Annotated in this window: 23 protein-coding genes, 2 tRNA genes and 1 pseudogene; 18 read left to right on the top strand and 8 right to left on the bottom strand. The window is 59.2% G+C overall.

The genetic code is table 11. The features are described from left to right. Positions 1–46 precede the first annotated feature (46 nt). Together IGW03_RS20975 and IGW03_RS38935 are read right to left on the bottom strand one after the other, a co-directional pair. Entirely contained in the window at positions 47–682 is a 636-nt protein-coding gene (locus IGW03_RS20975) for a LysR substrate-binding domain-containing protein (RefSeq protein ID WP_323745007.1), read from the bottom strand. 99 nt (positions 683–781) lie between these two features. Next, a pseudogene (locus IGW03_RS38935) lies at positions 782–988 on the bottom strand (helix-turn-helix domain-containing protein); the annotation flags it as partial. Positions 989–1,310: 322 nt separating this feature from the next. Between IGW03_RS38935 and IGW03_RS20980 the strand changes: the two are divergent. The 5 genes from IGW03_RS20980 to IGW03_RS21000 all read left to right on the top strand — a co-directional run bounded on the left by IGW03_RS20980 (position 1,311) and on the right by IGW03_RS21000 (position 5,311). Continuing rightward, positions 1,311–2,294 (top strand): Bug family tripartite tricarboxylate transporter substrate binding protein, encoded by a 984-nt coding sequence (locus tag IGW03_RS20980; RefSeq protein ID WP_194724476.1) that lies wholly within the window; start codon positions 1,311–1,313, stop codon positions 2,292–2,294. Between the two features lie 4 nt (positions 2,295–2,298). Beyond that, on the top strand, positions 2,299–3,159 hold the full coding sequence (locus IGW03_RS20985; protein WP_194724477.1) for an N-formylglutamate amidohydrolase: 861 nt from the start codon (positions 2,299–2,301) through the stop codon (positions 3,157–3,159). Between the two features lie 245 nt (positions 3,160–3,404). Next, entirely contained in the window at positions 3,405–4,949 is a 1,545-nt protein-coding gene (locus IGW03_RS20990; RefSeq protein ID WP_194724478.1) for a DHA2 family efflux MFS transporter permease subunit, read from the top strand. A 204-nt stretch (positions 4,950–5,153) separates the two neighbouring features. Further along, a tRNA-Asp gene (locus IGW03_RS20995) sits at positions 5,154–5,230 on the top strand. Between the two features lie 5 nt (positions 5,231–5,235). After that, a tRNA-Glu gene (locus IGW03_RS21000) sits at positions 5,236–5,311 on the top strand. A 153-nt stretch (positions 5,312–5,464) separates the two neighbouring features. Here the strand turns inward: IGW03_RS21000 and IGW03_RS21005 are convergent. Then, entirely contained in the window at positions 5,465–6,328 is an 864-nt protein-coding gene (locus IGW03_RS21005) for a glycosyltransferase family 2 protein (protein ID WP_228535876.1), read from the bottom strand. A gap of 250 nt (positions 6,329–6,578) precedes the next feature. On the opposite strand from IGW03_RS21005, the gene IGW03_RS21010 reads away from it, so the two are divergent. From IGW03_RS21010 to IGW03_RS21020, 3 genes are all read left to right on the top strand, one after another. Then, complete coding sequence (locus tag IGW03_RS21010) at positions 6,579–6,806, top strand: hypothetical protein (RefSeq protein ID WP_194724480.1); 228 nt, start codon at positions 6,579–6,581, stop codon at positions 6,804–6,806. A 124-nt stretch (positions 6,807–6,930) separates the two neighbouring features. Further along, complete coding sequence (locus tag IGW03_RS21015; protein ID WP_194724481.1) at positions 6,931–7,467, top strand: DUF2058 domain-containing protein; 537 nt, start codon at positions 6,931–6,933, stop codon at positions 7,465–7,467. A gap of 364 nt (positions 7,468–7,831) precedes the next feature. Beyond that, positions 7,832–8,776, top strand: a complete 945-nt coding sequence (locus tag IGW03_RS21020) for an aldo/keto reductase (RefSeq protein ID WP_194724482.1) — start codon at positions 7,832–7,834, stop codon at positions 8,774–8,776. 219 nt (positions 8,777–8,995) lie between these two features. Here the strand turns inward: IGW03_RS21020 and IGW03_RS21025 are convergent, their stop codons facing one another. Beyond that, positions 8,996–9,310: an EthD family reductase gene (locus IGW03_RS21025; protein WP_194724483.1), complete on the bottom strand. Its 315-nt coding sequence runs from the start codon at positions 9,308–9,310 to the stop codon at positions 8,996–8,998. A gap of 343 nt (positions 9,311–9,653) precedes the next feature. Further along, positions 9,654–10,577: a LysR family transcriptional regulator gene (locus IGW03_RS21030; protein ID WP_194724484.1), complete on the bottom strand. Its 924-nt coding sequence runs from the start codon at positions 10,575–10,577 to the stop codon at positions 9,654–9,656. Positions 10,578–10,698: 121 nt separating this feature from the next. Here IGW03_RS21030 and leuC point away from each other — a divergent pair, with 121 nt between their 5' ends. The 4 genes from leuC to IGW03_RS21050 all read left to right on the top strand — a co-directional run bounded on the left by leuC (position 10,699) and on the right by IGW03_RS21050 (position 13,614). Further along, the gene (gene leuC, locus IGW03_RS21035; protein WP_194724485.1) at positions 10,699–12,123 is read left to right on the top strand and encodes a 3-isopropylmalate dehydratase large subunit; all 1,425 of its coding nucleotides are present in this window, start codon (positions 10,699–10,701) and stop codon (positions 12,121–12,123) included. A gap of 28 nt (positions 12,124–12,151) precedes the next feature. Further along, positions 12,152–12,802 (top strand): 3-isopropylmalate dehydratase small subunit, encoded by a 651-nt coding sequence (gene leuD / locus IGW03_RS21040; RefSeq protein WP_194724486.1) that lies wholly within the window; start codon positions 12,152–12,154, stop codon positions 12,800–12,802. A gap of 304 nt (positions 12,803–13,106) precedes the next feature. Beyond that, positions 13,107–13,307: a hypothetical protein gene (locus IGW03_RS21045; protein WP_194724487.1), complete on the top strand. Its 201-nt coding sequence runs from the start codon at positions 13,107–13,109 to the stop codon at positions 13,305–13,307. A gap of 136 nt (positions 13,308–13,443) precedes the next feature. Beyond that, complete coding sequence (locus tag IGW03_RS21050) at positions 13,444–13,614, top strand: hypothetical protein (RefSeq protein WP_194724488.1); 171 nt, start codon at positions 13,444–13,446, stop codon at positions 13,612–13,614. A 37-nt stretch (positions 13,615–13,651) separates the two neighbouring features. Here the strand turns inward: IGW03_RS21050 and IGW03_RS21055 are convergent, their stop codons facing one another. Continuing rightward, positions 13,652–14,419 carry a ParA family protein gene (locus tag IGW03_RS21055; protein ID WP_194724489.1) on the bottom strand — a complete coding sequence of 256 codons (768 nt, stop codon included), beginning with the start codon at positions 14,417–14,419 and terminating at the stop codon, positions 13,652–13,654. A gap of 79 nt (positions 14,420–14,498) precedes the next feature. Beyond that, a complete protein-coding gene (locus IGW03_RS21060; protein WP_194724490.1) occupies positions 14,499–14,711 on the bottom strand; it encodes a hypothetical protein in 213 nt (70 codons plus the stop codon). Between the two features lie 115 nt (positions 14,712–14,826). Between IGW03_RS21060 and IGW03_RS21065 the strand changes: the two genes are divergently transcribed. Together IGW03_RS21065 and IGW03_RS21070 are read left to right on the top strand one after the other, a co-directional pair. After that, complete coding sequence (locus IGW03_RS21065) at positions 14,827–15,315, top strand: hypothetical protein (RefSeq protein WP_194724491.1); 489 nt, start codon at positions 14,827–14,829, stop codon at positions 15,313–15,315. A 380-nt stretch (positions 15,316–15,695) separates the two neighbouring features. Beyond that, a complete protein-coding gene (locus tag IGW03_RS21070; protein ID WP_194724492.1) occupies positions 15,696–17,897 on the top strand; it encodes a hybrid sensor histidine kinase/response regulator in 2,202 nt (733 codons plus the stop codon). An 88-nt stretch (positions 17,898–17,985) separates the two neighbouring features. Here the strand turns inward: IGW03_RS21070 and IGW03_RS21075 are convergent, their stop codons facing one another. Continuing rightward, positions 17,986–19,701 (bottom strand): methyl-accepting chemotaxis protein, encoded by a 1,716-nt coding sequence (locus IGW03_RS21075; RefSeq protein ID WP_194724493.1) that lies wholly within the window; start codon positions 19,699–19,701, stop codon positions 17,986–17,988. A 453-nt stretch (positions 19,702–20,154) separates the two neighbouring features. Here IGW03_RS21075 and IGW03_RS21080 point away from each other — a divergent pair, with 453 nt between their 5' ends. The 4 genes from IGW03_RS21080 to IGW03_RS21095 all read left to right on the top strand — a co-directional run bounded on the left by IGW03_RS21080 (position 20,155) and on the right by IGW03_RS21095 (position 24,610). After that, complete coding sequence (locus tag IGW03_RS21080; protein WP_194724494.1) at positions 20,155–21,414, top strand: PP2C family protein-serine/threonine phosphatase; 1,260 nt, start codon at positions 20,155–20,157, stop codon at positions 21,412–21,414. 82 nt (positions 21,415–21,496) lie between these two features. Then, on the top strand, positions 21,497–23,221 hold the full coding sequence (locus IGW03_RS21085) for a SpoIIE family protein phosphatase (protein ID WP_194724495.1): 1,725 nt from the start codon (positions 21,497–21,499) through the stop codon (positions 23,219–23,221). A 65-nt stretch (positions 23,222–23,286) separates the two neighbouring features. Continuing rightward, entirely contained in the window at positions 23,287–24,174 is an 888-nt protein-coding gene (locus IGW03_RS21090) for a hypothetical protein (protein WP_194724496.1), read from the top strand. A gap of 97 nt (positions 24,175–24,271) precedes the next feature. Then, positions 24,272–24,610, top strand: coding sequence for an STAS domain-containing protein (locus IGW03_RS21095; RefSeq protein WP_194724497.1), 339 nt, complete (start codon positions 24,272–24,274; stop codon positions 24,608–24,610). Positions 24,611–24,624: the final 14 nt, after the last annotated feature.

The following is a 24,624-nucleotide window of genomic DNA, read 5'->3' on the forward strand; positions in this document are numbered from 1 at the left end:
AACACTTTTCCCTGGCTGACCACTTCAGGGTCATCAATGTGCAGAATCACAGCGGCTGCATGCGGTCGTTACTCGCGCTCTCAAGCAACCATTGACGAAAAGCTTCAATCGCATGATGGCCGCGACGCTGTGCCGGCACGCACAGATAGTAGCCCTTGGGCATGCTGATAGGCAGATCGAACGGCGCCATCAACTGTCCTGATGCGAGCTCATCCTGAATCAGGCAGCGTTGAAGCACGGCGATGCCCATGTCCGCCTTGACCGCCTGCACCAGGATCGATACCTGGTCGAACCCGGACGCAAGCTTGGGTCTTGCATTCTGCACGCCGGCTTCCCGAAACCATAAGCGCCAGCGGTCCGGCGACGATGTATGGTAGAGCAGGGGTTCGCTCATCAGGTCGGCCGGAGCGGTCCATGCGCCCGCATTGCGCCGCGCGTTGAATCGGGCCGCGCTGACAACCGGCACCACCTCCTTTCCGATGACATAGTCGCAATCCCAGGTCGCCGGCCAGTCGCTCGCGGCGCCGCTCAGGATGGCCGCATCGGGACTTGCACCGGAAAAATCTTCGTCGCGACGATAAGGCGCGAAGTTGATGGAGACTTCCGGATGACGCTGCGTGAATTCAGGAAGGCGCGACAGCAGCCAGACGCTCGCCAGCGTCGGCAGCACGGAAAGTGTCATCTGGCTCTTGCTTCCGGAGGACATAAGAATGGCACTAGCCTCTTCAATGCTGGTAACGGCTGTACGAACCTGTTCGAGATAATGACTTCCGGCGGGCGTCAAGGTGAGCTGATGCGCCGATCTCCGAAGCAGGAGTTGACCAAAATGCAATTCGAGCCGGTGTATTGCCCGGCTGATGGCAGCCTGCGTAACGCATAATTCCTTTGCGGCACCGGTGAAACTGCCGACGCGCGCCACCGTTACGAATGCATGCAATTCTGCCATGGAGGGCGACCGGATCTTCACGACAAAAGCCTGACCTTTCATTACCTATGGTTATGCTATTGTACAGTTTTGTTTCTTTCCTTTAAGAACAGGAAAAGCGACACTGTCGGCAATTGCATGCTTTCATGCCTGCCGATGCCAATCCCAAGTCATTTCGTGGCATGAGATCGCGTCTTTTCCCGTCTGGCCGCATTGCGCTCGTCATCCATCGCCTCGCCATGGATTACTCCCGCGCCTCGCCAGCCGAAAAAACCGGCAATCTCATCTGTCACGTCATGACTTGGGATTGGCATGAGTCTCCCGCGACGCTTTTGCGCCGGGCAGCATTCCTCCGACTATTCCGGTTCAATTCAAAGGAAACTCCATGAATCGTCCACGCGCGCTGCGCCGTACTCTGCTTGCAACCCTGGTCCTTTGCGCCCTTCCTGGCGCTTCGGTGTACGCGGATGAGAGCTATCCCAATCGTCCGATCACGCTGATCGTCCCCTTCGTCGCCGGCGGTTCCACGGATCTCATTGCACGTCTCATCGCCCAGCACGCCGGCGCGCAGCTGGGGCAGACCATCATTGTCGAGAACAAGGGCGGAGCGGGCGGCAGCCTTGGCATGGCAGCCGTCAAGCGTTCCAAGCCCGACGGCTACACCATCGGCATGGCCTCCGTCAGCACGCACGGCTCCAATCCGGCTGTCTACAAGGCGCTGCCTTACGATCCGATCAAGGACTTCACCCCTGTCACGAATGTTGCCGCAGTACCCAGCGTGTTTTCGGTTAATCCCAAGGTGCCCGCGAAAACCATGAAGGAGTTCATGGAAATGGCGCGTGCCAACCCGAACAAATACACGTTTGCTTCGCCCGGCATCGGTTCGCTTGGGCACGTCAACATCGAAAACATGATGATGCAGGGTAAATTCCAGCTGACGCATGTGCCATACAAGGGTGCGGGCCAGGCTGTTACCGATGCCATCACCGGCCAGGTCGACGCGCTCACCGACAATCTGTCATCGAGCCTGCCTTTCATCAAGCAGGGCAAGCTGCGCCCGCTGGCCGTACTGAGCGCCAAGCGCTCACCCGAGCTGCCTGATGTGCCGACCTATGCGGAGCTGGGTCTCAATATGAAAGAAGCCGGCTGGTTCGGCATCGTGGTGCCGGCCGGGACGCCGGCCGCGATTGTGACCCGGTTGAATCAGGCGATCCATAAGGGCATGGAGGCGCCGGAGTTCCAGCGCAAGCTCAAGGAAATGGGCGGCACGCCGGTACAGAACACACCGGAGCAATTCCAGTCGCAAATCAAGGCGGCAATTGCGCGCTACGAAGAAGTCGCGAAGAAAGCCAATATCAGCCTGGACTGATTCGATGACAGACCTGATCACACCATTCAATCTTTATCCGCCGGAAGGAGAGGCGATTCCGCTCGTCTGCGATTCGCCCCACAGCGGCGTTACCTATCCCGAGGATTTCCGGGCCGCTGTTCCGAGAGAGCGATTGCGCATGGGCGAGGACACGCATGTGGACCAACTTTGGCGCGCAGCTCCTCAGGTAGGGGCAACATTGCTGGCGGCAACATTCCCGCGGGTCTATATCGATGCCAACCGTACGCTGAACGATCTCGACGAAAGCCTGCTGGATTCGCCATGGCCGGAGCCGCTGCAGCCGGGACCGAAGACCCGGCTCGGTTTCGGGCTCATCTGGCGCAACATGGACCGCGATACGCCGATCTATGACCGCAAGCTCTCGGTCGAGGAAGTAAGAGCACGAATCGATCGTTACTATCGTCCTTACCATGCGGCATTATCGAAAGCAATTAAATCCGCGTATGACCGCTTCAGGGCCGTTTGGCACCTGAACCTGCATTCCATGCCGAACAATGCCTATGAACGGCTCGGTATTATGAGCCCGCATCCACTGGCGGATTTTGTGCTGGGAGATCGGGATGGCACCACATGCGCGCCGGAGTTCGTGGATGTGGTTGCCGCAGAACTGCGTTCGCTCGGTTACACGGTGGCGATCAATGACCCCTACAAGGGAGTTGAACTCATTGCGCGCATCGGCGTTCCTTCCCTGAAACGCCACAGCCTTCAGATCGAAATCCGCCGCCCGGTCTACATGGATGAAAAAACGAGAGAGCCCAATAGCAGCTTCGGTTTCGTTCAGCGCGACATGGGCGGCGTGCTGAGTACGCTTGCCGAGTATATTCGTTCGCAGTGTCGCAAATAGGGGAGGCGGCCGGAGTTCCCCCGTTCCGTCCGCGCGGCACAACCTTGCGCTAAAATCTCCCGACCTGGCTGAACCAGGACGCAGGATGCAGGCCATGGCACGCCGCCAAAGCCTCGAACCGGTGCAGGTTGCCGCACGCAATCCGGCCGCGCCTCATCTTCGCGCAACACCATGGCGCACCCTTTTTGCAACAGCCGGGCTGCGATACCTGTAACGCTAACGGCAGACAGCATGGGGATGACAAGATGGCCCGTTACACTGCTTCCGCAGCCGATGCACCGTGTGCCGTGCAAGCCCGGCCGATGGTATTGGCCGCGACGATACTGGCTTCCAGCATGGCTTTCATTGACGGCACGGTTGTCAACGTGGCTCTGCCGGCGCTGATGCATGAATTCGGCGCGAATGCGGGACAGGTCCAGTGGGTCATCGAGTCCTATGCGCTGTTTCTGGCAGCGCTGCTGCTGGCAGGAGGCAGCGCCGGCGACCGGTACGGCCGGCGCCGCGTATTCCTGACCGGCGTCATGCTGTTTGCCGCGGCATCCGTCTGGTGCAGCATGGCCGCCGGCATCCATCAGCTGATTTTCGCGAGGGCGGCCCAGGGCGTGGGTGGAGCACTGCTGGTGCCGGGCAGCCTGGCGCTGATCAGTGCCTCGTTTCCAACGGATGTGCGCGGCAAGGCAATCGGCACCTGGTCCGCCTATACCGCGATCACCGCCGCGCTGGGGCCGGTAATGGGCGGCTTTCTGATAGAGCACTGGTCTTGGCGCGTCGCCTTTCTGGTCAATATCCCGCTGGCGCTGGCGGTACTGCTGCTCACCCTGCGTTACGTGCCCGAAAGCCGGAGCCGGGAACAGGGACCCTTGGACTGGCTGGGTGCCGTACTGGCCAGCGCGAGTCTCGGCTTCCTGGTATTCGCTCTGATCCTGTCCTCTACGGCAGGCTGGCTCGACTTGCGCGTGGCAGGCTCCCTGCTGCTGTCAGCGATCGCTTCGGCGGCATTTGTGATGCAGGAGCGCCGGCATCCGGCGCCCTTGCTTTCCCTCGCGCTGTTCCGTTCGCATGACTTTACCGGTGCCAACCTGCTCACCTTGTTTCTCTATGCCGCTCTTGGCGGAAGCTTGTATTTTCTGCCGCTCAATCTGATACAGGTACAGGGTTATACCGCGGTGCAGGCGGGCGCCGCCTTGCTGCCGATGATTCTCACCATGTTCCTGCTGTCGCGCTGGGCAGGCGCGCTGGTGGACCGGTATGGTGCAAAGAAGCCATTGATGATCGGTCCCATCATTGCTGCGCTGGGCTTCAGCCTGTTCGCACTGCCGACGACCGGCGGCAGCTATTGGCTGATGTTCTTCCCGCCAGTCATGGTGCTTGGCCTGGGCATGGCGATCAGCGTGGCGCCGCTCACGACGACTGTGATGAATGCCTTGGACGGCAGCCAGGCCGGCGCCGCGTCAGGCATCAACAATGCCGTATCAAGGCTTGCCGCACTGCTGGCGATTGCGCTTTTCGGCATCGTGATGAGCCTGGCGTTTCGACATGCGCTCGCGGGACTGGAACATCAGGTCTCGCCCGCGGTGAGTAGCGCGGTCCTTGCGCAATGGGACAGGCTCGCAGGCATCGACGTACCGGCCATAGCGACCCGGGAAGAATACATGGCGGTAAAGGCCGGTGTCGGCAATGCTTTCGTCCATGGATTCCGCTGGGTCATGCTGTTGTCGGCCGCGCTGGCGCTGGCGGGTTCCTATAGTGCATGGCGGCTCATAGGGCAGAACGTCAAGCGCCAAGCGTAGCAGTGTCGCGTTGAATAACATGGTCATTGGCCTGGGCGAACCGATATATCTGTTTTGCCACGATGCCGGAGCTGATTCCCCGGTGACTTGCTTGCCCGGACGGGAGCCCCAAGGCAGCCAGCGCTGATGCAGTGCACGGCCATGCACTAGGCGACTTCGATAGTTTCGTGTAAAGTAGCGCTCCTCAAGAAATGCCTCTCATGCGGAGTGGTAGTTCAGTTGGTTAGAATACCGGCCTGTCACGCCGGGGGTCGCGGGTTCGAGCCCCGTCCGCTCCGCCATATACGTCTCCATCGTCTAGAGGCCTAGGACATCACCCTTTCACGGTGAGTACCGGGGTTCGAATCCCCGTGGAGACGCCATCCGCTCCGCACATCTGCTCAATGCGACCGATCCTGTTCGTCAAGCCCCAGCCTCATGCCGTGGTCTCGTGAGCGAAAGTTGGCTTGCCGTCTCGTACCGAAATCGTTAGACATCACATCATCAGGCGAACTGTCATCAGGTTGGCTCCGACTCTATGGGTTGAGCATCCGGTACCACGCATGCACGCGTGGAGATACGACGCGACGCGTGCTGGCAAGCCACGGCAGTTCCCTGAGCACGCCAAGCACGGCTGCAGCAAGGACACCATGCCTTGCCGCGTAGCGCAGCATGCGCCAGGTCTCCCGCAGCGCGGTAAGGGCGGGCAAACGCAGCCAGGCTACCCAGATCGCATTGCGGGCAACGATGCGATGCCTGTCCTTGCGATCTCGCTGCGGGGAAGGGTAGTGATGTACCAGAAGCTGCGGCGCATAGACCAGATACCAGCCCGCGCTGACCAAGTCCAGCGTGAGCAGGGTCTCTTCCCCGCCAACGAAGAAGCGTTGCTCGTAACCGCCCGCATCCAGATACGCTTGGCGCCGGAATACTGCTGCGCAGGCAACAAATCCCAGCAGGGCAGGGCCAGGCAGTCCCGCCGCCGGCAGGGGGCTGGCCGCCATCATGCAACAGATGGGATCTTCCCGCGCCTCGGGCCCGAGCAGGATGCGTGCGCATGCGGCTGCAATCGATGGGTAGGCGTCCAGCAGATCCGCCGCGGCCGTGAGGGAGCCCGGCGCCCACCATGAGTCGTCATCGCAGAATGCGACATACGGGGTGCGCGCCTGCTGCACGCCGAGGTTGCGGGCTGCACCTCCAACATTGGTTGGCGAAGCAAGAAGGGTGACCTGCCGGAAGTCGGCGCGGACCATTTGCGCCGTGCCGTCGGTGGAGGCGTTATCGACAATGATGATCGGCGGTTGCTCGGGGAGCATGCTCATGCGCTCCAGCGTACGGCGCAGCTCATCCCTGCGATTGAAGGTCAGGATGACCACCGAAAGACGGTTTCCCAAAGCATCCATACTCATGCCTTAGCCGAAGTGACGGCACTATGGCAAGTTTTGCGGCATGTAGTTCCAAAGACGAATTGAGGAAGGCATCAGCGGATTTCGCCTTGCTGTATTGCACTCGACGACTTTTCCATCCGGCTTGAAGTCGGCAGCAGATATCCGCATGGCGCCGGCGTACTCTGGGGCATTCATTGCTGCTCGACAGGCCGATAATCGTAATGAGAAATTGTTATGATTGGCGCTCGATGGAAGAAAGGTATGTATGGCTTCGCTTGATGATTTGGTAAGAAAGCAGAAGGCCGGGGCGTCATTTGTCATCAGTGCACAAATGCTCCGGCTGAAACCACATGAATTCGATCCCATGGCGCAGCGCTGGCTCGATGACGGCGGACCCGGATTCAACGTCGTTGGAGTTCCGCATAGAACTGTGGTGGATGGTGAATTCCTTATTAGCCGCGTCACGGTGATAAGGACAACCGCACCGTTATAATTCCGGGCCGGCGTGGTTCTGGCTGTTCCAGTCTGTTCCGCACGCCGCAAGCATTCGGTGTCGTCGCGAGTACGGTGGCTCGCGGCGCGGGCCGTGTCCGGTTACATGATTTGTGGAGTAGGAAATGGTTTCTTTGCAAGAACAGCTTTTAAAAGCTGGTCTGGTCGACAAGAAGAAAGTCAGACAGGCGAGTCACGAAAAGAGCAGGCAGAAAAAGGAAGAGCTTCGGAGCGGCACGCAGGCTGTTGACGAAACCAGAACGGCCGCTATCGAAGCGAAGCAAAGAAACGCCGAGCGGGCCCGTGAACTCAATGCCCAGCGGGATGCGGCAGCCCATGAAAAAGCAGTCATGGCGCAGATCGTCCAGATGGTGCAGAAAAATCGCCAAAGCAAGGGGGCCGGCGACATTGCTTACCATTTCACCCACGGCAACAAGGTCGAGCGGATTTATGTGTCGGCTGCAGTACAGGCGCATCTGATAGCCGGGCACCTCGTGATCGTCTGCCTTGGCGGTACCGCCGAATTGGTGCCCAAGGTTGTCGCTGACAAGATTTCCGAGCGCGATGCGTCGGTCGTTGTCAGAGTCAGCAAGACCAGTGCGGAAGTTGATGTGGACGACCCGTATGCCGCCTACCAGATTCCGGACGACTTTACCTGGTAGTGTATGAACTTCCGTTCATGGCGGGCACTGGCGCAAGGTCTGAAACCCAACCAACTGGCGATGCTCCGCTTGCTTCAATACCAGGCGGAGCAAGCGCATTTCTGATGCGTTCCTGATCGATACCGGCGTAACGCTTGCAAGTCGACGCACAAGTGTGCCATTCGGGTGCAGGTGAAAAACCATACAGCAAGCGCTCAATGAGGAAATAAACTGTGTGAATCGCGCCTTCCCGGCATACTATGGAAGAAGATTTTCATCATGAAAAGTTGCATAGGGAGCGGTTTCAGGGCTGCGGCAGTTGCCGGAACCTTTCATCTGCCTGATCGTCTGCCATCATGTCCGTTTGTTCAAGGGAGATGGAATCATGCGCAACATCGGCAACTCCGGAATTGAAGTGGCACCGCTGGCATTCGGCGGCAACGTGTTCGGCTGGACGGCTGATGAAGCCATGTCGTTGGCCTTGCTTGACCATTTCGCTGCATCCGGCATGCAGCTGATTGATACCGCTGACGTCTACTCCCGCTGGGTTCCCGGACATGTCGGCGGCGAGTCGGAGACGCTTATTGGCAAGTGGATCAAGCGCAGCGGCCAGCGAGACAAGGTCGTGATTGCCACCAAGGTCGGGATGGAAATGGCACCGGACCGGAAAGGGCTGCGCAAGGATTACATCCTGCGCAGTGCGGAAGAGTCGCTGCGCCGCCTCCAGACGGATTACATTGATCTCTACCAGGCGCATGCCGACGATGCGGACACGCCGCTGGAAGAAACGCTGGAAGCGTTTGCCTTACTGGTCAAGGCGGGCAAGGTGCGGGCGATCGGCGCTTCCAATTACAATGCAGCGCGACTGCGTCAGGCACTCGAGGTTAGCCGTGCACAGGGCTTGCCGCAATATGTGACGCTGCAGCCCCATTACAATCTGGTGGAACGCCGGGAATTTGAACAATCTCTGGCGCCGCTGTGCGTGGAAGCCGGCATTGGCGTAATCCCTTATTACAGTCTGGCGAGCGGCTTCCTTACCGGGAAATATCGGACGGAAGCCGACCTGGGTAAAAGCGTGCGCGGGCAGGGTGTAAAAAAATACCTTGACGGGCGAGGGCTCGGGATTCTTGCCGCGCTCGATGAAGTCGCACAGGAAACCGCGGGCACACCGGCACAGGTGGCACTGGCTTGGTTGATAGCGCAACCGGCAGTGACTGCACCCATTGCCAGCGCCACCAGCATTGCACAGCTGGATGAACTGATCGGCGCGACCCGCTTGACGCTCAGCCAGTCAGCGCTTGACCGGCTTGGGAAAGCCTCGGCGCAATGATTCGGCATGCATGCACCTGACGTCTGCGTACGAAGCCTTTTCCCGGCCTGGATAACCTGAATTTTTTCGTAAGCGACATCGTCGCTCCACGTGCATGGCCAACATGAGGGGCGCTCAATAAAGAGTTCGGAAAACGTTCCGCGAACGCTTTTGCGATGCCGACGGCTGTCCCTTCCCGATCTGGCCGCCGCTTCATATTGGCACACCCGACAGCACTCTTTAACCTACAACAACCTCGCTGATCTGAATCACTGGCGTCAAGTCAGTGTAGTTCGGAATATCCGCCATGATTTCCTTCGCATGAGGTGCAAATCCGGCCTGGAATGCCTCGACGGAGTCGCAGTAGATATGGCACATGCCAACGTATGCTGCAGGTTCTCCGGGGCCGCCGCCCGCCAGACCTTTGTCGACGGTATAGCTCTTGCAACTGTTACCCATTCGCGCTTTGACAAGCGGCATATGCTTGTCGCGATAGTACTCATGGTCAAATCGCGCATCAGGATTGTTGGGGTACATTACGCTAACTTTAATCATGGCCTGCCTCCATCTCTTGGGTTGTTCTCAGGGGAATTGCTCATGCATCACAAGCCGCCGACGGACAACGCGCAGTCTCGCAATCAAGCGGGATTATTGCCCTCCTTGGAAACCGCAATGCGTTGCGTGACGTTGGTGAAGCATGCACCCATGCCGGCATTTAGTAAACCGTGTCGCTGCCAGGCAAGACAGGGATGCCGTGCCTACTCTTGCAGACCAGAGCCACTGCGGCATGATTGCAATGCCGCCGCGCAATTGATCCATCTTGTTGCCGGCATGGTCCGATTCCGCTGCGACGCCTCCACGGCATGTGCGCATCGTCGAGGCATAAGGAGATTTGGCACTAGCGGCGCAGCCGGTGGCCAGGGTCGGCCAGAGTCCGGCTTTTCAGGTGCCGGACCAGCAACTGGGTCGTGGCCGAGTCGGCGGACTGGCCGCGGGTAATGATGACGAAGCGGCGTTCGGCCCAAGGTTCGGCCAGCGGAATGAAGATCAATGAAGACGCCTTGGCATGGCCTATCGCGGCTTCGCGCGGCAGGATCGCCGGTCCGAGGCCCGCTGCCACAAAGCGGACCGCGGCATCGATACCGGACACCTGGACCCGATGCACGAGCGAGCGCGAGCGGATGGCCGCCTCCCGGCGCAAGAGCGTGTCCACCATGCCGCCGGGTGCCACGCCCACCGCAATCTGATCCATCACATCGTCGAAACGGACTTGCGTACTGCCGGCCAGCGGATGGTCGCGGCGCACGGCCAGGCACATATGGTCGCGCCGGTAAGGCTCCACCTGAAGATCGCTGACGTCGCTGGCATCCCACAGTACCCCGATATCGGCCGCGCCTTCCCGGACAGCGCGCACCACTTCCGGGCTCACGCGTTCATCCGTCGACACCCGCACGCCGGGATGAAGCTCGAGGAAGGAGCCGATGTCTTCCGCGATGTCTTCGGCCAGCACCGCGGTGGTCGCTACCACCCGCACATGGCCCTGTACGCCGCTGGCGTATTCGCTGAGTTCGGCGTTGAGGCGATCTATGGAGCGCAGGATTTCCTGCGCCTGGCGCAGCAGCGTTTCCCCGGCAGGGGAAGGCTTGATGCCGCGGCGGCCGCGCACCAGCAGCGGGGTGCCGATTTCGGCCTCGATGGCTGCGATGCGGCGGCTTACCGCCGACGCCACCAGCGACTCCCGTTCGGCCGCACGGGCGATGTTGCCCTCATCGCATACGGCGACGAAGAGCCGGAGGGACACAAAATCAATATGTTTAGCCATGCCGAAAAAGCACGTTGAGCGTGATAAATGATCGAACATAACACAATCCATGATGGCTAGAATCGTTTCCAGTCAATCCGGCCACCATCTGCCGCCGGTTCGAAATCTTGAGGAGAACCCCATGACTCAGCGCACGCTCTACGACAAGCTGTGGGATGAACATGTCGTCCGCACCGAAGAGGACGGCACTGCAGTGCTCTACATCGACCGACACCTGGTCCACGAAGTCACCAGCCCGCAGGCTTTCGAAGGCCTGCGCCTGGCCGGCCGCAAGCTGTGGCGCCTGAGCAGCGTGGTCGCGACGGCCGACCACAACACGCCCACGACCGGCTGGGAACGCGGCTACGACGGCATCGACGATCCGGTGAGCCTGCAGCAGCTGGTCACATTGGACAGCAACATCAAGGCCTTCGGTGCGGCCGCCTATTTCCCGTTCCGCGATGCCAGCCAGGGCATCGTGCATGTGATCGGACCGGAAAACGGCGCCACGCTGCCCGGCATGACGGTGGTCTGCGGCGACTCGCACACCTCCACCCATGGCGCCTTCGGCGCGCTGGCGCACGGCATCGGCACCAGCGAAGTGGAACACGTGATGGCCACCCAAACCTTGCTGGCCAGGAAGGCGAAGAACATGCTGGTGAAGGTGGAGGGCGAACTGCGTCCGGGCGTGACGGCCAAGGACATCGTGCTGGCAATCATCGGCAGGATCGGCACCGCCGGCGGTACCGGCTACACCATCGAGTTCGCCGGCAGCACGATCCGCTCGCTGAGCATGGAAGGGCGCATGACCGTGTGCAACATGGCCATTGAAGCCGGCGCGCGGGCAGGGCTGGTGGCGGTGGACGACAAGACCATCGAGTATGTGAAGGGCCGGCCGTTTTCGCCTGCCGGCGCCGACTGGAATGCAGCGGTCGAACACTGGCGCACCCTGCACTCCGACCCGGACGCTCGCTTCGACGCCGTGGTCGAGCTGGATGCCGGCGACATCGCACCCCAGGTCACCTGGGGCACCAGCCCGGAGATGGTGGTCCCGGTGCACGGCAGCACGCCGGACCCGGAACGGGAACAGGACCCGACCAGGCGCGATGCCATCGAAAGGGCGCTCAAGTACATGGGCTTGCAGCCCAACCAGCCCATCACCGATATTGCGATCGACAAGGTCTTCGTCGGCTCCTGCACCAACAGCCGCATCGAAGACCTGCGCGAAGCTGCCGCCATGGTCCAGCGCCTGGGCCGCCGCGTGGCGCCCAATGTCAAGATGGCGATGATCGTACCGGGTTCCGGCAAGGTGAAGGCGCAGGCCGAGGAAGAGGGCCTGCATGAGGTCTTCACGCAGGCCGGTTTCGAATGGCGCGAGCCGGGCTGCAGCATGTGTCTGGCCATGAACGCCGACAAGCTGTCTGCGGGCGAACGCTGCGCCAGCACCAGCAACCGCAATTTCGAAGGACGCCAGGGCGCCGGCGGCCGCACCCACCTCGTCAGCCCGGCAATGGCTGCGGCGGCCGCCTTGCACGGCCATTTCGTCGATATCCAGGCCATCGCCTGAACCCGACCGCCCCAATGAAAGGCAAACCATGAAATCCTTTACCGTTCACCGCGGCCTGGTCGCGCCGCTGGATCGCGCCAACGTCGACACCGACGCGATCATTCCCAAGCAGTTCCTGAAATCCATCTCGCGTACCGGCTTCGGGCCGAACCTGTTCGATGAATGGCGCTACCTGGACAAGGGAGAGCCGGGCCAGGATCCCGCGTCTCGCCGGCCCAATCCCGACTTCGTGCTGAATCAGCCCGGCTACGCCGGCGCAAGCATTCTGATCGCGCGCAGGAACTTCGGCTGCGGCTCCAGCCGCGAACACGCGCCCTGGGCGCTGGACCAATACGGTTTCCGTGCCGTGATTGCGCCGAGTTTCGCGGACATCTTCTTCAACAACTGTTTCAAGAACGGACTGCTGCCCGTCGTGCTGGACGAGGCAGAGGTTGATGCAATCTTTCGAGAGATCGGGGCGGCGCCGGGTTATGCACTGACCATCGACCTGCCGCGCCAGGTTGTCGTCAAGCCGAATGGGCAGGAATTGCCGTTCGACGTGCAGGCGTTCAGGAAATACTGCCTGATCAACGGCTTCGACGATATTGAACTGACCCTGCGCAACGCTGAGGAAATCCGGGCTTACGAGTTGGCACGCCTTGCGCGGATGCCCTGGCTGGCGCGTGTTATGGACAACTGACTCTGTCCAGGCAATGGGGAATGACACCGGCATGGATCGAAGAGGCGTGAGCAGATAAATATGCTGCACGCATGCACGTCGCCCAGCGTCGATCGGAGCCCGTGTTCACAATGACACTTTTGATCGTACTCCAGAGGCGATCTCCATCGGCTTTGCCAATTCGGTGCCGGGGGCATGCCGAAGGAAGGATTCGCCATTGCGTGTGAGGCAGCCGACTCGATACGGCCGGTTTTCTGCCTTCGTCCATGGAATGTGTATATTCCTTCCTACGCACGTCGGTTGGGCGTGAATTGGAGAAGAAGTCATGGCAAAGAAAGAAAAGCTGGATCCGGAAACCGAAGCACTGATCAAATGGTGCATCGAGGTGGAAGGGCGCCTGGTTGCGGGCGGTGCCACGGTACCGCAGGCACAGGAATTCATCGAGGACCAGGTTGAGTGGCTGACCGATTTGTTCTATGAAGGTCTGACGCCGGAAGAAGCCGCGAAGGCGGCATTGAATGATTGAAGGAGCCTTCCGGTTCGTTCATCGGGCTGCCCGACGCCCGAACCACGGACGGACAAACAGCAGGAATTGACCTGCACTTGAAATAGGCCTATTGTTGTCATGTCAGGCCGGACCTCAGCCGGCCAGGGAGATGACGATGCATCGTAAAGATTATCTGGACGAGGCGCACAGTGCCAGTCTCAAAGACATCATGGCCCAGCAGCCGATGACGCTGAAGGAGCATCAGAGCGTACAGGAGCGGCGTGTTGCGGCGCGGCGCCAGATGGAAGACATGCGGCTGCGCCGGATGCTCGACGAATCCGAATAGCTACTCTACACATCGACCTGCGCTCCAGGAGCGCAGGTCAGGCTTGCAGCTCCCGATACAACTCAACAAACTCGCGGCTGAGCTTGTGACGGGCGTCCATATGAATCAGCGGAAGGTTCAGGCCGTGAGACTCGCGCATCTTGACCGAGCTCGACAATTTCGTATTCAGCAGCGGCAGTTTTTCTTCGATCAACTGTCCGACAAGTCGTTGCGGGACGGAGGCGCGGGCCTGAAACTGATTGACCACGATGCCCTCGATGCGTAAACCGGGGTTGTGATCGGCTTGAATTTCCTGCAGATTCCGAAGCAGCGTGTAAAGCGCCTGCCGCGAAAATTCATCGCAATCAAACGGGATGAGGCACACATCAGCGGCGATCAGGGCCGACTGCGAGAAGAAATTGTAAGCCGGGGGTGTATCAATGATGATCTCGGCAAATTCTTCGGAAAGCTTGTTCAGCGAATCGCGCAACTTGTAAATCTTGTGCCGCGATTCCAGCTTGGACTGCAAGTCGCCGATCTCCGGATGCGACGGGATAAGAAACAGGTTGTCGAACGGCGTGGGATGCACATATTCGATGTCCGGCGTCGGATAGAAATGAAACTCCAGCGATTTCCGGAAAAAGTCGGCGAGGGTCGGTGCAAGTGCCGATGCTGCGTCACCCGCCAGATAACGGCTCGCATTGCATTGCGGATCCAGATCGATCAACAGCGTTTTCCGGCCTTCCTTTGCAGCGATCGCTGCGAGATTGACTGCGATGCTGGATTTTCCGACACCACCTTTCTGGGTAAAGATCACGCGTTTCATGACACTCCTCTGCTTGTTGATCCGACAGTAACCGACAATGCTGCACTGCGTCAATCAATAACCAGAGGAGGGCGCATTGTTAGGACAGGCGGTTGCGAGGGTGCCACGATGAAGCGGAATTCACGCGGCACGTCAGCGGCAGCTTGTCTTTTAATATATTGAAAAATACAAGGCTGGTGCGGTTGAAAATAAAGGTGACGCCTTCACGCTTTACAGCATCGGCGCATCGCATCAACTCTTCACCGGGCTTGTCGTGATGCTGGCAAGTGGCGATGCCTGCAGAGAGAGTCAAGCGACTGTTCAACTTCCCGAGGAGGGCAGAGTCAGCAGGAACTCCGCATCCGCCTGGCCTCAACCAGACAGTGCGCCTTCGCAACCTTTACGCACCGGCAGCGGTCTGACCAGGCATGAAACAACTCGTCTGTTTGATCATTGCATTTGCGGGTGCAGCTGCCTGCGGGTTGGCGGCCGGGCAGGAGCCAGGCTCAAGGGAAAGTAGCGGCGTCATCAAACCTCCCCCCCATAAACCATCATCTGGGCACATCGGCACACAGGGCACCTCGCCCGTCCCGGAACCAGCGCCGGACCGCACTAGCAGCAGCCGGTTACCGGGCTTCTGCGTAACAGCCGACAGCAAGGCGCGAGACGCCGATAATGAATTGCGTCCTGCATCGGAGGGACGCGTGGTCGGCAAAGGCAGATTGCATTTCCATACCGCACCCGAGCCCGGCTGCCAGAGCCGCAACCGCTTCATTATTCCCGGCGATGCCGTGATCGCGCGCAGGCGCCATGGCGAATGGCTGCTGATCGACTATGTTTCACGCGACGGGGTCATGCACTCGGCATGGGTTAATGCAGTGCGCATCCATTTGACTGAAAGCGCCGCGAAGCCCTAAGGTCAATGCGATCCGGTGCCCGGCGGTGTTATGCGCTTCAAGCCAAGCAAGCACCGGGCCGCCACACTCTCCTCACTGATGCCGCGACGATGCCCTTGCCTAAGCTCGCGGAACCAGCCATGCAGGATTGAAGCAATCCATGCCTTGCATGTAAGGAATGTTCAGATATGGTAAGGTAGATTTCCTTTTCCATGTCTGGACAAGAGAAGGACCCGTGGGGTGTCAGCCGCGATCAGAGACCATTCGCGTCCGGGCAAGGTCCGACCGTCAAACATTCGCTATCCTGGCAGACAATTGCGGCACTGATGAGTGGATTGGTTGTGCGGTTGCCAAATAGAGATGCCAAACGGGTTAAACTACTGACCACGATTGGAACTCAAATGCGCATCCGAACCAGACTTCTCGTTCTAGTCCTGTCCGTTCTCATTCCCGCATTCATTGCGGCTATTCTTGCTGTCTGGTTCGTCTACAAAGAAGAGCAGGAGGCTCAGCGAAAGAGCCTCGCGGAAACGTCAAGGGCCCTGGCTTCACTGATTGACAATGACCTGGAGACCAAGGAAGCGACCCTGCTTGCGCTTGCCACTTCTCCCTTTCTCGTCAACGGCGATTTTGCAGCCTTCCACCAGCAGGCAAGGAGTCTGACGCAGCCGGACTACTCTGTCGTTGTACTGACCGATCTTGCAGGAAAGCAGCTGGTCAATACCCGCCTGCCCTATGGTGCAGTTCTTCCGAAGGGCGGGTCCAATCTCATCGAACTGCGCAGGCAGGCTGGTCCGGAACGAACCATCGTTTCGGATTTGTTTTTCGCACCCGCAGGCAAGCGACATGACTTCGCCATCCAGATTCCGGTCAGCTACAACGGACAAGTACGGTATTACTTATCGATGGGTGTCACGGTTCGGCGGCTTCAAGACCTGCTGACGCAACAAAAATTTCCTGACGGCTGGATCATCTCTCTGGCTGACCGAAAAGGGATGGTGATTGCAAGGACGGAAGAGCCGGAAAAGTATGTAGGACAGCCGGTACGCGACCCATTGCGACAGAAAATCCTGGCTGGACTGCGCTCAGGCTTGCATTACGGCGTAACGTTGAGCGGAATACCGACATCGGCCTTTTTCACTCGCGCTCCCATGTCCGAATGGACGGTCATCGTCAACGTCCCGCTTCACGAGATGCGAAGGCCGGCCGTCTATGCGGCCACCCTGTTGGGCAGCATCATGCTATTTCTCTTTGGCGCAGCCATCTTCGCCGCACGTCGGTATGCAAAAAACACCGCACAGCCCATCGAAGAGCTGCGGCTGGCTGCAGAAAAGCTGGGGCGAGGAGAGCAGCTTGCACCGACGCCTTCAGGATTGATAGAGACTGATGCGGTGGGCTTCGCCATGGTCAACAGCAGCAATCTGATCAGACAAAGCAAGACCGAATTGGAACTGCGAGTCGCGGAAGCAGTCGCTTCTGCCGAACGTGCGCAGCGGGCACTCCTGCAGGCACAAAAGCTGGAAGCCCTGGGCCGGCTTACCGGAGGCATTGCCCACGACTTCAACAACATCCTTCAAACCTTGTCCACCTCGCTGCAGCTCATCCATTTTACAAACGATAGAGCGAAAATCGAATCGCTGCTCGCAACCTGTGAAAAGGCCATTGACCGAGCCACCGTACTTACCGGTCAAATGCGTTCCTTCGGAAAAGTTCAGGATGCCCGTCTTCAAACGGTGCGGCTCAAGGAAGCGATCAGTGCCGCAATGTCCTTGCTGAACAGCGCTCTGCCAAGCAACATCGATCTGATCAGCCGGATTGACGAGGAATTGTGGCCGGTGACGATAGACCCGCTGCAGCTCGAGCTTGCCCTCCTCAACATCTTGATCAATGCACGCGATGCCATGCCGATGGGCGGCATTGTGAAACTGGATATCAGAAACAACGTTCTCTCAAAACCCGTAGACAGCCTTCCTCCCGGCGACTACGTATCTCTCTCGATTACGGACAATGGCAAGGGAATGAGTCCCGAGGTTCTATCCAAAGCCCTCGATCCGTTCTTCACCACCAAGGGCATTGACAAGGGAACCGGGCTGGGTCTGCCGCAAGCGTATGGATTTGCAACCCAGGCGAACGGCACGCTGCTCCTGGATAGCATTGAAGGGAAGGGCACAACAGTGACCATATACCTGCCGCGGGCAGCATTGGAGGTGTTGCCTGCCTATTCCGAGGAACGAGTCCCTCAAACGCCGTCTTCCGTCACTGGCACCCTTTTGTTCGTTGAAGATGACCTGCTGGTAAGAGAATCGGTCGAACCGGCACTGAAGGCAGCAGGCTTTCAAGTCATCGTCGCAAGGAACGGCGAAGAGGCGGTAGCTTATCTGGAAACGAATCATTCCATCGAACTGGTTTTTTCAGACATCGTCATGCCCGGCAGTGTCAGCGGAATAGACTTGGCGAAGATCGTCAAGACCCGTTTCCCGCAAATCCAGATCGTTCTGGCAACCGGATACAGCGACAAACGGGTCGACATTCCTGGGGTACCGCTACTTGCGAAGCCCTACAAGATCACGGAGGCGATACACATACTGACCGAGCAGGCCTGAAAGGCAGGCAAGTCACAGCATGAAGCACTGAAGCCGACGGTAGACGGCAATATCCATCCATTGCGCATACCATCCGTCATATCTCCGCTCAAAACTCGGTCCAATCTTCGTTACTTCCAACGAGCCGTTGCCGTGTCGCCGCCGCTGCGGCTGGAACTGCTTTGGAAACGCCAGCAAGCACTTGTGATGAGGGTCTTGGCCGTGGAGCCATTCCGGTCCTCGCAGGGGTACGGGAGCCTGCTGCAGAAACCTTGGCCGCGAGGCCGGATAACTTGAACCGTCCCACGGTTTCCGACAGCGCCCTGGCCTGGTCTTGCATCGCTTCGGCAGCGGCTGCCGCTTCTTCGACCAACGACGCATTCTGTTGCGTCACTTGATCCATCTGGGTAATCGCCTGATTGATTTGCTCGATGCCGGCAGTCTGTTCCGTGGTGGCGGCAGTAATCTCGCTCATGATGTCAGTCACACGCTGTACGCCTTCTACAACGTGCTGGATCGTCATGCCGGCCTGATCCACAAGCTTGGTGCCGGCATCAACCTTGCCGACGGAATCGTCAATCAAGGTTTTGATTTCCTTGGCTGCGGCGGCTGAACGCTGGGCGAGATTGCGGACTTCGGAGGCGACAACGGCGAATCCGCGTCCTTGTTCGCCGGCACGGGCTGCCTCTACCGCGGCATTCAAGGCCAGTATATTGGTTTGGAACGCAATTCCGTCAATGACGCCGATGATGTCGACGATCCTCCTTGAGGATGCATTGATTGCGCCCATCGTTTCGATGACCTGAGCCACGACGGCTCCGCCTTCTCCTGCCAGCTCGGAAGCCGCAATGGCGAGGTTGTTGGCCTGCTGCGCGTTATCCGCATTCTGCTTGACGGTTGAGGTGAGCTCTTCCATGGAGGAAGCGGTTTCTTCCAGGGAGCTGGCTTGCTCTTCCGTGCGGGACGAAAGGTCCATGTTGCCCGCGGCAATCTGCGTTGACGCGGTGCTGATCGTATCGGTACCTTGCCGGACCTGCCCTACGATCTGACTGAGGTAATCGTTCATGTCCCGGAGCGCCTTCGTCAACACGCCGAGTTCGTCGGTCGAACGTACTTCGATATGCCCAGTAAGATCCCCTGAGGCGACAGTCTGCGCTATCCGAACGGCGTCGTGCACAGGCCGTGTAATTGATCGTGTGATCTGCCAGGCAATGAGTGCGCCCAGCGCAAGTGCCAGGGCAGACAACGCGCTGATCAGGATGCGCGCGCTCGAGACGGCGTCGACGACGTCCTTGCCGGCTTCGTCCATCAAGCTATTCTGGAACGCGATCATTTCGTCGAGGTGCGTCATATAGATCAGCTGCGTTTGCCGCATTTCAGCCAACAACAGTGTCCTTGCCTCATCCTGCTTTTGTGCCTTGATCAAGGCGGCAAATTTGTCCTCGGCCACGACAAAGTTGTCCCGGGCACCTGCGACTTTGGCAAACAGCTCCCTGCCTTTGGGTGTGCTGATCATTTTCTCCAGCTTGGTCAACGCAGCGGCGATTTCCTTTCGCGCGCTGGCAATCCGGTCAAGTTCATGATCGATCTGCCTGGGATCAGTCATGATGAGTGTGTTGCGCACCGAGCGGGCAATGATGTTGAGGTTTTCCTTGATCGACGTGGCAAGTACGATCTTGGGATAACGGTCTTGCAGGACGTCGTCTACCTCCATGTTGACCGCATTCAGGCGGAAGATGCCGAAGGTGGAAATGGCAAGCAGCAGCGACAGGATGATCGCAAAGCCTGCAGCAAGCCGAACGCCGATTTTCATGTTTGCAATCATGATAGATCTTTCTGAATTTTGTCTGAATAAAGCCGGGAAGCCCTACGCGTCGGCAAGCTGGTAGCTTCCTTTGCAGGGAGGAAGGTGGAGTCGGTATTCACCTTGCGTCCAGCGTATCCTGCCAAATACGCCGAAAAACATGATCTGGATCAATTTTTCCTGCAGGGAAGTGATCTCTCGACCCGTTCCGGGATGATGCAGGACGGCTGTTGCTGAAATCCAACTTTATCTCGGACTCAAATATCCTGGTTCCGTGATGGTCTGCTGCTGCTTGGTCGCTTGAGGAACAAAGTCAACATTCCCGTGCAGGTCCAAGCCTGTTCATGGTGCCACGCAGTCGGTCCACTGCTCGTTTCAGAGAGCCGTGGCAGACGGATTGGACAACTAGTCGCGAAATACATCGATTTCTTGTATCTTTGGGGGCAAACAAACGTTTGCCGCCGCAACGAAAACATGCGTCTACCAAATTACTCAACGGATCTTTCCCCGAAAGAAATTACGCCGGCCCAGCCAAGTTCCATCCCACAGTCAACAACCTCTGCGGACTCCGGCGTACGAGTTCTTCTCGTTGACGACCAGACCATCGTCGCCTATGCCGTCCGGCAACTGATCAGCGGACACCCAGACATCGAATTCCATGTCGTTCAGCACGCCGACAGAGTAATGGCGGAAGCGTTGCGATGGCAGCCGACGGTGATCCTTCAGGATCTTGTAATGCCTGATGCGGACGGGTTTGAACTCGTGCGCCGTTTCCGCGAACATCCGCAGACGCGTAATGTCCCCGTCGTTGTGCTTTCCACGAAGGAAGACCCTGAAGTCAAGGCGCAGGCATTTGCAAACGGTGCCAATGATTACCTGATCAAGCTGCCGGCGCAGGCGGAAATGCTGGCGCGCCTGCGCTATCACTCGGCGGCCTACATGCATCACTTGCAGCGCGATGCCGCTTACACCCAGTTAAGCCGCGAACTGAACATGGCCAGAAAGATGCTGCTCGGCCTGCTGCCGCAGCCGGGCAACATCGGGCCGGTGCATTTCAGCTGGTTTTTTCAGGCATCCAGCTATGTCAGCGGCGACTGCTTCGATTACTTTTCCATAGACGAGCGCTACCAATGCTTCTATGTCGTCGATGTCTCGGGGCACGGCGTGTCTGCCGCAATGCTGGCATTCAATGCCCAGCATCAGATCCGGGCGTCAGGCCCGCAAGCGGCGGCGCTGATAGATCAGCATGGAGCAATCGCTCCGGCTGCCGCGGCAATGGTGACGGACTTCAACAACCGCTTCATGCAGATGCGGGAAACCAGTCTTTATCTCACCATGGTGTACGGCATCCTGGACCAGGAAACCGGCGACGTGGCGCTGGTACAGGCAGGACATCCTCCGGCCCTGCTTGCGTCCAGGAAGGGGCGGCTGCAGCCAGTAGGCGATGGCAGTCTGCCAATCGGCTTCCTCAGTGACATCCAATACGAAAGCCATTTCCTGAAGCTGGAGGCGGGCACGAGACTGTATCTCTACTCTGACGGCATCACGGATTGCCTGAACATGCAGGAGGAAGCGTTTGGCGCATCCAGGCTGGAACAGTTGCTTTCCCGCACCAGCAGCCTGACACTCGAGGAGGTGGGCGGCCATTTGCACAGTGCGCTGTGCGACTGGCAAGGGGGTATCGACAGCTTCGGCGACGACGTGACTTTTCTTGCGATCGAGTACCGGCCGTGAAGCTTCAGGGAATGTTGGCATCGCACCGCAGAACTGGTCCACGTCACGCGAGTCATATTGAAAAACAAATTTCCTTGAATACATGATCGCCGCTCCCATACCCCACGACGATGCGCAGCGCGTAGAAAATCTTGATAGTTATCTCCTCCTGGATACGCCGTTCGAAGCCGTATTCGATGAGATCGCATCGCTGGCGGCGAAGATCTGCGGGGTACCCTATGCGCTGATTTCGCTGGTGGCGAAAGACAGGCAATGGTTCAAGGCCGCGCATGGCTTGAAAGACATGAGGGAAACGCCGCGCGACATCAGTTTCTGCGGCCATGCCATTCTGCAGGACGACATTCTGCATGTGCCGGACACGCTGGAGGACGCTCGGTTCAGCGACAATCCCTTCGTCACCGGCGAACTGTCGATCCGTGTTTATGCGGGCATGCCCTTGACCAGCGAAGAAGGATACAAGCTGGGAACGCTGTGCGTCCTGTCCGACCAGCCCGCCCGGCTGAGCGACCTCCAGCTTGAATCGCTCAAGCAGCTGACCGCGGTCCTGTCCGCCTTGCTCAAGGCGCGGAAGCGGGAGGCCCGCCTGGCCTTGCTGGGACAGGTGCTCAATCAGCTCGATGACGAAGTCATGCTGGTCGATGCGCGCAGCATGGAGTGCATGTATGCCAACAGCGCCGCCTGCGCTGCGCACGGCTGCGCAGACAACAGCCTGAACGGCCGCAGGCTGGCTGATGTGGTGCAGGCGGATGCAGACGCGGGCAGGCTGATCGAGATGCTGCATACCGGCCGGCGCGACAAGGTTTTGCTGGAGCAGCTGCGCGGCGCACCCGGCAGCGAGCAGCGCAATGTGGAACTGCGCATGCAGAGGCTCACGCAGAATGGCTTGCAGGTGATCGTCGCCATCGGCCATGACGTCAGCGAACAGAAGCGGCTTGAACAGGCCAGGGCGGACCTGCATGACAATCTCGAGAAACGCAACCAGGAATTGTCTCGCGCCTATGCCAAGCTGAGCGAGGAAATGGCCATCGCGCGGGAGATGCAGCAGCGCTTCCTGCCGGGACCGAAATGCATCGATACCGTTCGCTTCGACTGGCTGTTCCGTGCCTCGAGCTATCTCGGGGGCGACATTTTCGATTACTTTCCGCTGGGCGAGCGCCACCTGTGCTTTTACGTGATCGACGTATCCGGCCATGGTCTGTCGGCAGCCCTGCTGGCCTTCTATGCCCAGCGGCAGATGTATTCCGCGCGCGCCGAGATGCTGCACCTGCTGCATGAGAAGCAGGGCGATATCGGCGAGGCGGCGTCGAGGCTGGTCCAGGGATTCAACGAGCGGTTCGCCTCGATGACCGAGTCCGGTCTCTACCTCACCATGGTGTACGGCATCCTCGATCGCGATTCGGGCGAAGTGGCCCTGGTGCAGGCGGGGCATCCGCCGGCGCTTCTCTGCAAGCCCGGCTCGGCCGTCGTCGAGCCGATCGGCGACGGCGGCTTGCCGATAGGCATTCTCGATCATGCCGAATTCGAATCGCACCGCCTGCGCCTCACTCCAGGCATGCGGCTCTACCTCTATTCCGACGGCGTCCCGGATTGCGCGAACCGGGAAGATGAAGCCTTCGGCCAGGAGCGCATGGAGCGGGTACTGGCGCAGACCTGCGGCCGGCCGCTGCCGGAAGTGCGGGAAGCGATCGACCAGGCATTGACCGACTGGCACGGCGGCGATGACGGCTACAAGGATGACGTCACCTTCCTGAGTCTCGAATTCGGAGCGAATCGCCAGCTCCGCTTGTCGACGGGGTTGCCTAATTGAGGTCGGGGAGGACTGGCGCAGCTTGTGCAGGCATCCGTGCCGCGAGGCTGGTAGCCGTCATTGGCATGTTTGCGCTCGGCATGTCATGGGCATGCGCGGCAGACTGGAATACCCCGGCCGTGCAGGCAGTCCCCGGCCCCGGCGGCGCAGCGGCACCCGGAGCGACGGCGAATGCCGCCGAACCGGCCGACGAGGCGGATGCGACGAACCGCAATCCCCTGCGCCTGCGGCTGGGATTCGACTACCCGCTGCGTACCAGCGCCGGCGGCGATCTTGGCGCCGGCACTCAAGGGCCTCCGGCCGTATCTCCGACGCTGCAGGCGGAGCTGCGCTATAACCCGGCAAGCTACTGGTTCGGCAGCATCACTTTCTACCGGTATCTGATGGGCGACCGCCAGCGGCCGTGGAATCCGGACTTTACCTACACCTTCGGTTATGACGATTGGCACCCTAACACCTTCAGCCTGGTCTACGGCAACTATTCCGGCAACCGCCTGCGGCCGGAGGGAGCGGAAACCGTCAGCCGGTTCCGGCAAGGGGTCTGGTCCCTGGGCTACAAGTTCGTGATGCCGGCGTTTCTCGACCCGCTCTTCAAGGCGGCCGAGGACCATCAGGTCAACTGCATCGTCAACGCCAATCTGACGCAGCGTTATACCGATCTGGCCACCCTGTCGCTGAAGAAAAACAAGCGATCGCTGTCGCTCGGCTGCCGATACAGCCTGCCGCAGAACCTGTATGCAAACGCCACCGTGTTCCATTACCCTGACCGCTCGCAGCAGCAGCCCTGGGATCCTGACTTTACTTATGGCTTTGGTTACTTCGACTGGCAGCCGGGCACGATTACCTTTCAATACAATAATTACGCCGGCAACCGCTATCCGGGGCGCGATACGCCGGGGCAGGGAGGTTTCCGGCGCGGCAGCATCTCGATTTCCTGGTCGGCGAGCTGGTAGGAGGCCGGACGCGAAGTCAAACTTCTGGTTACCGGCATGGTCAATACGGAAAGTCTTCCCCCATGCCGTGCACCCTTAAAAATAAAATGGAGAAATCATGGAATTGATTGAAGTCAGCAGGGATCGAGACACTGCCATCATCAAGCCGCAGCTCAAGCGGATCGATGCATCGGTGGCGCTGGCCTTCAAGGAAGCGGTGCTCGAAGTCGTGGCCTCGGGCGAGAAGGCCGTGGTCCTCGACCTGGAAATGGTGCAGTTCATGGATTCGAGCGGTCTCGGCGCGATCGTCTCGGTACTCAAGGCCCTGGGTACGCGCGGCATGCTGGCCGTATGCAATGTCAAGGGAGCGGTGCTCAGCCTGTTCAAGCTGACACGCATGGACAAGGTTTTCGTGATTGCGGATACGCCCTCGGATGCCATCGAGAAGCTGAGCTGAGGAGAGCGGCGTGA

It is taken from the genome of Noviherbaspirillum malthae, from assembly GCF_015352985.1.
Lineage (GTDB): Bacteria > Pseudomonadota > Gammaproteobacteria > Burkholderiales > Burkholderiaceae_D > Noviherbaspirillum > Noviherbaspirillum malthae.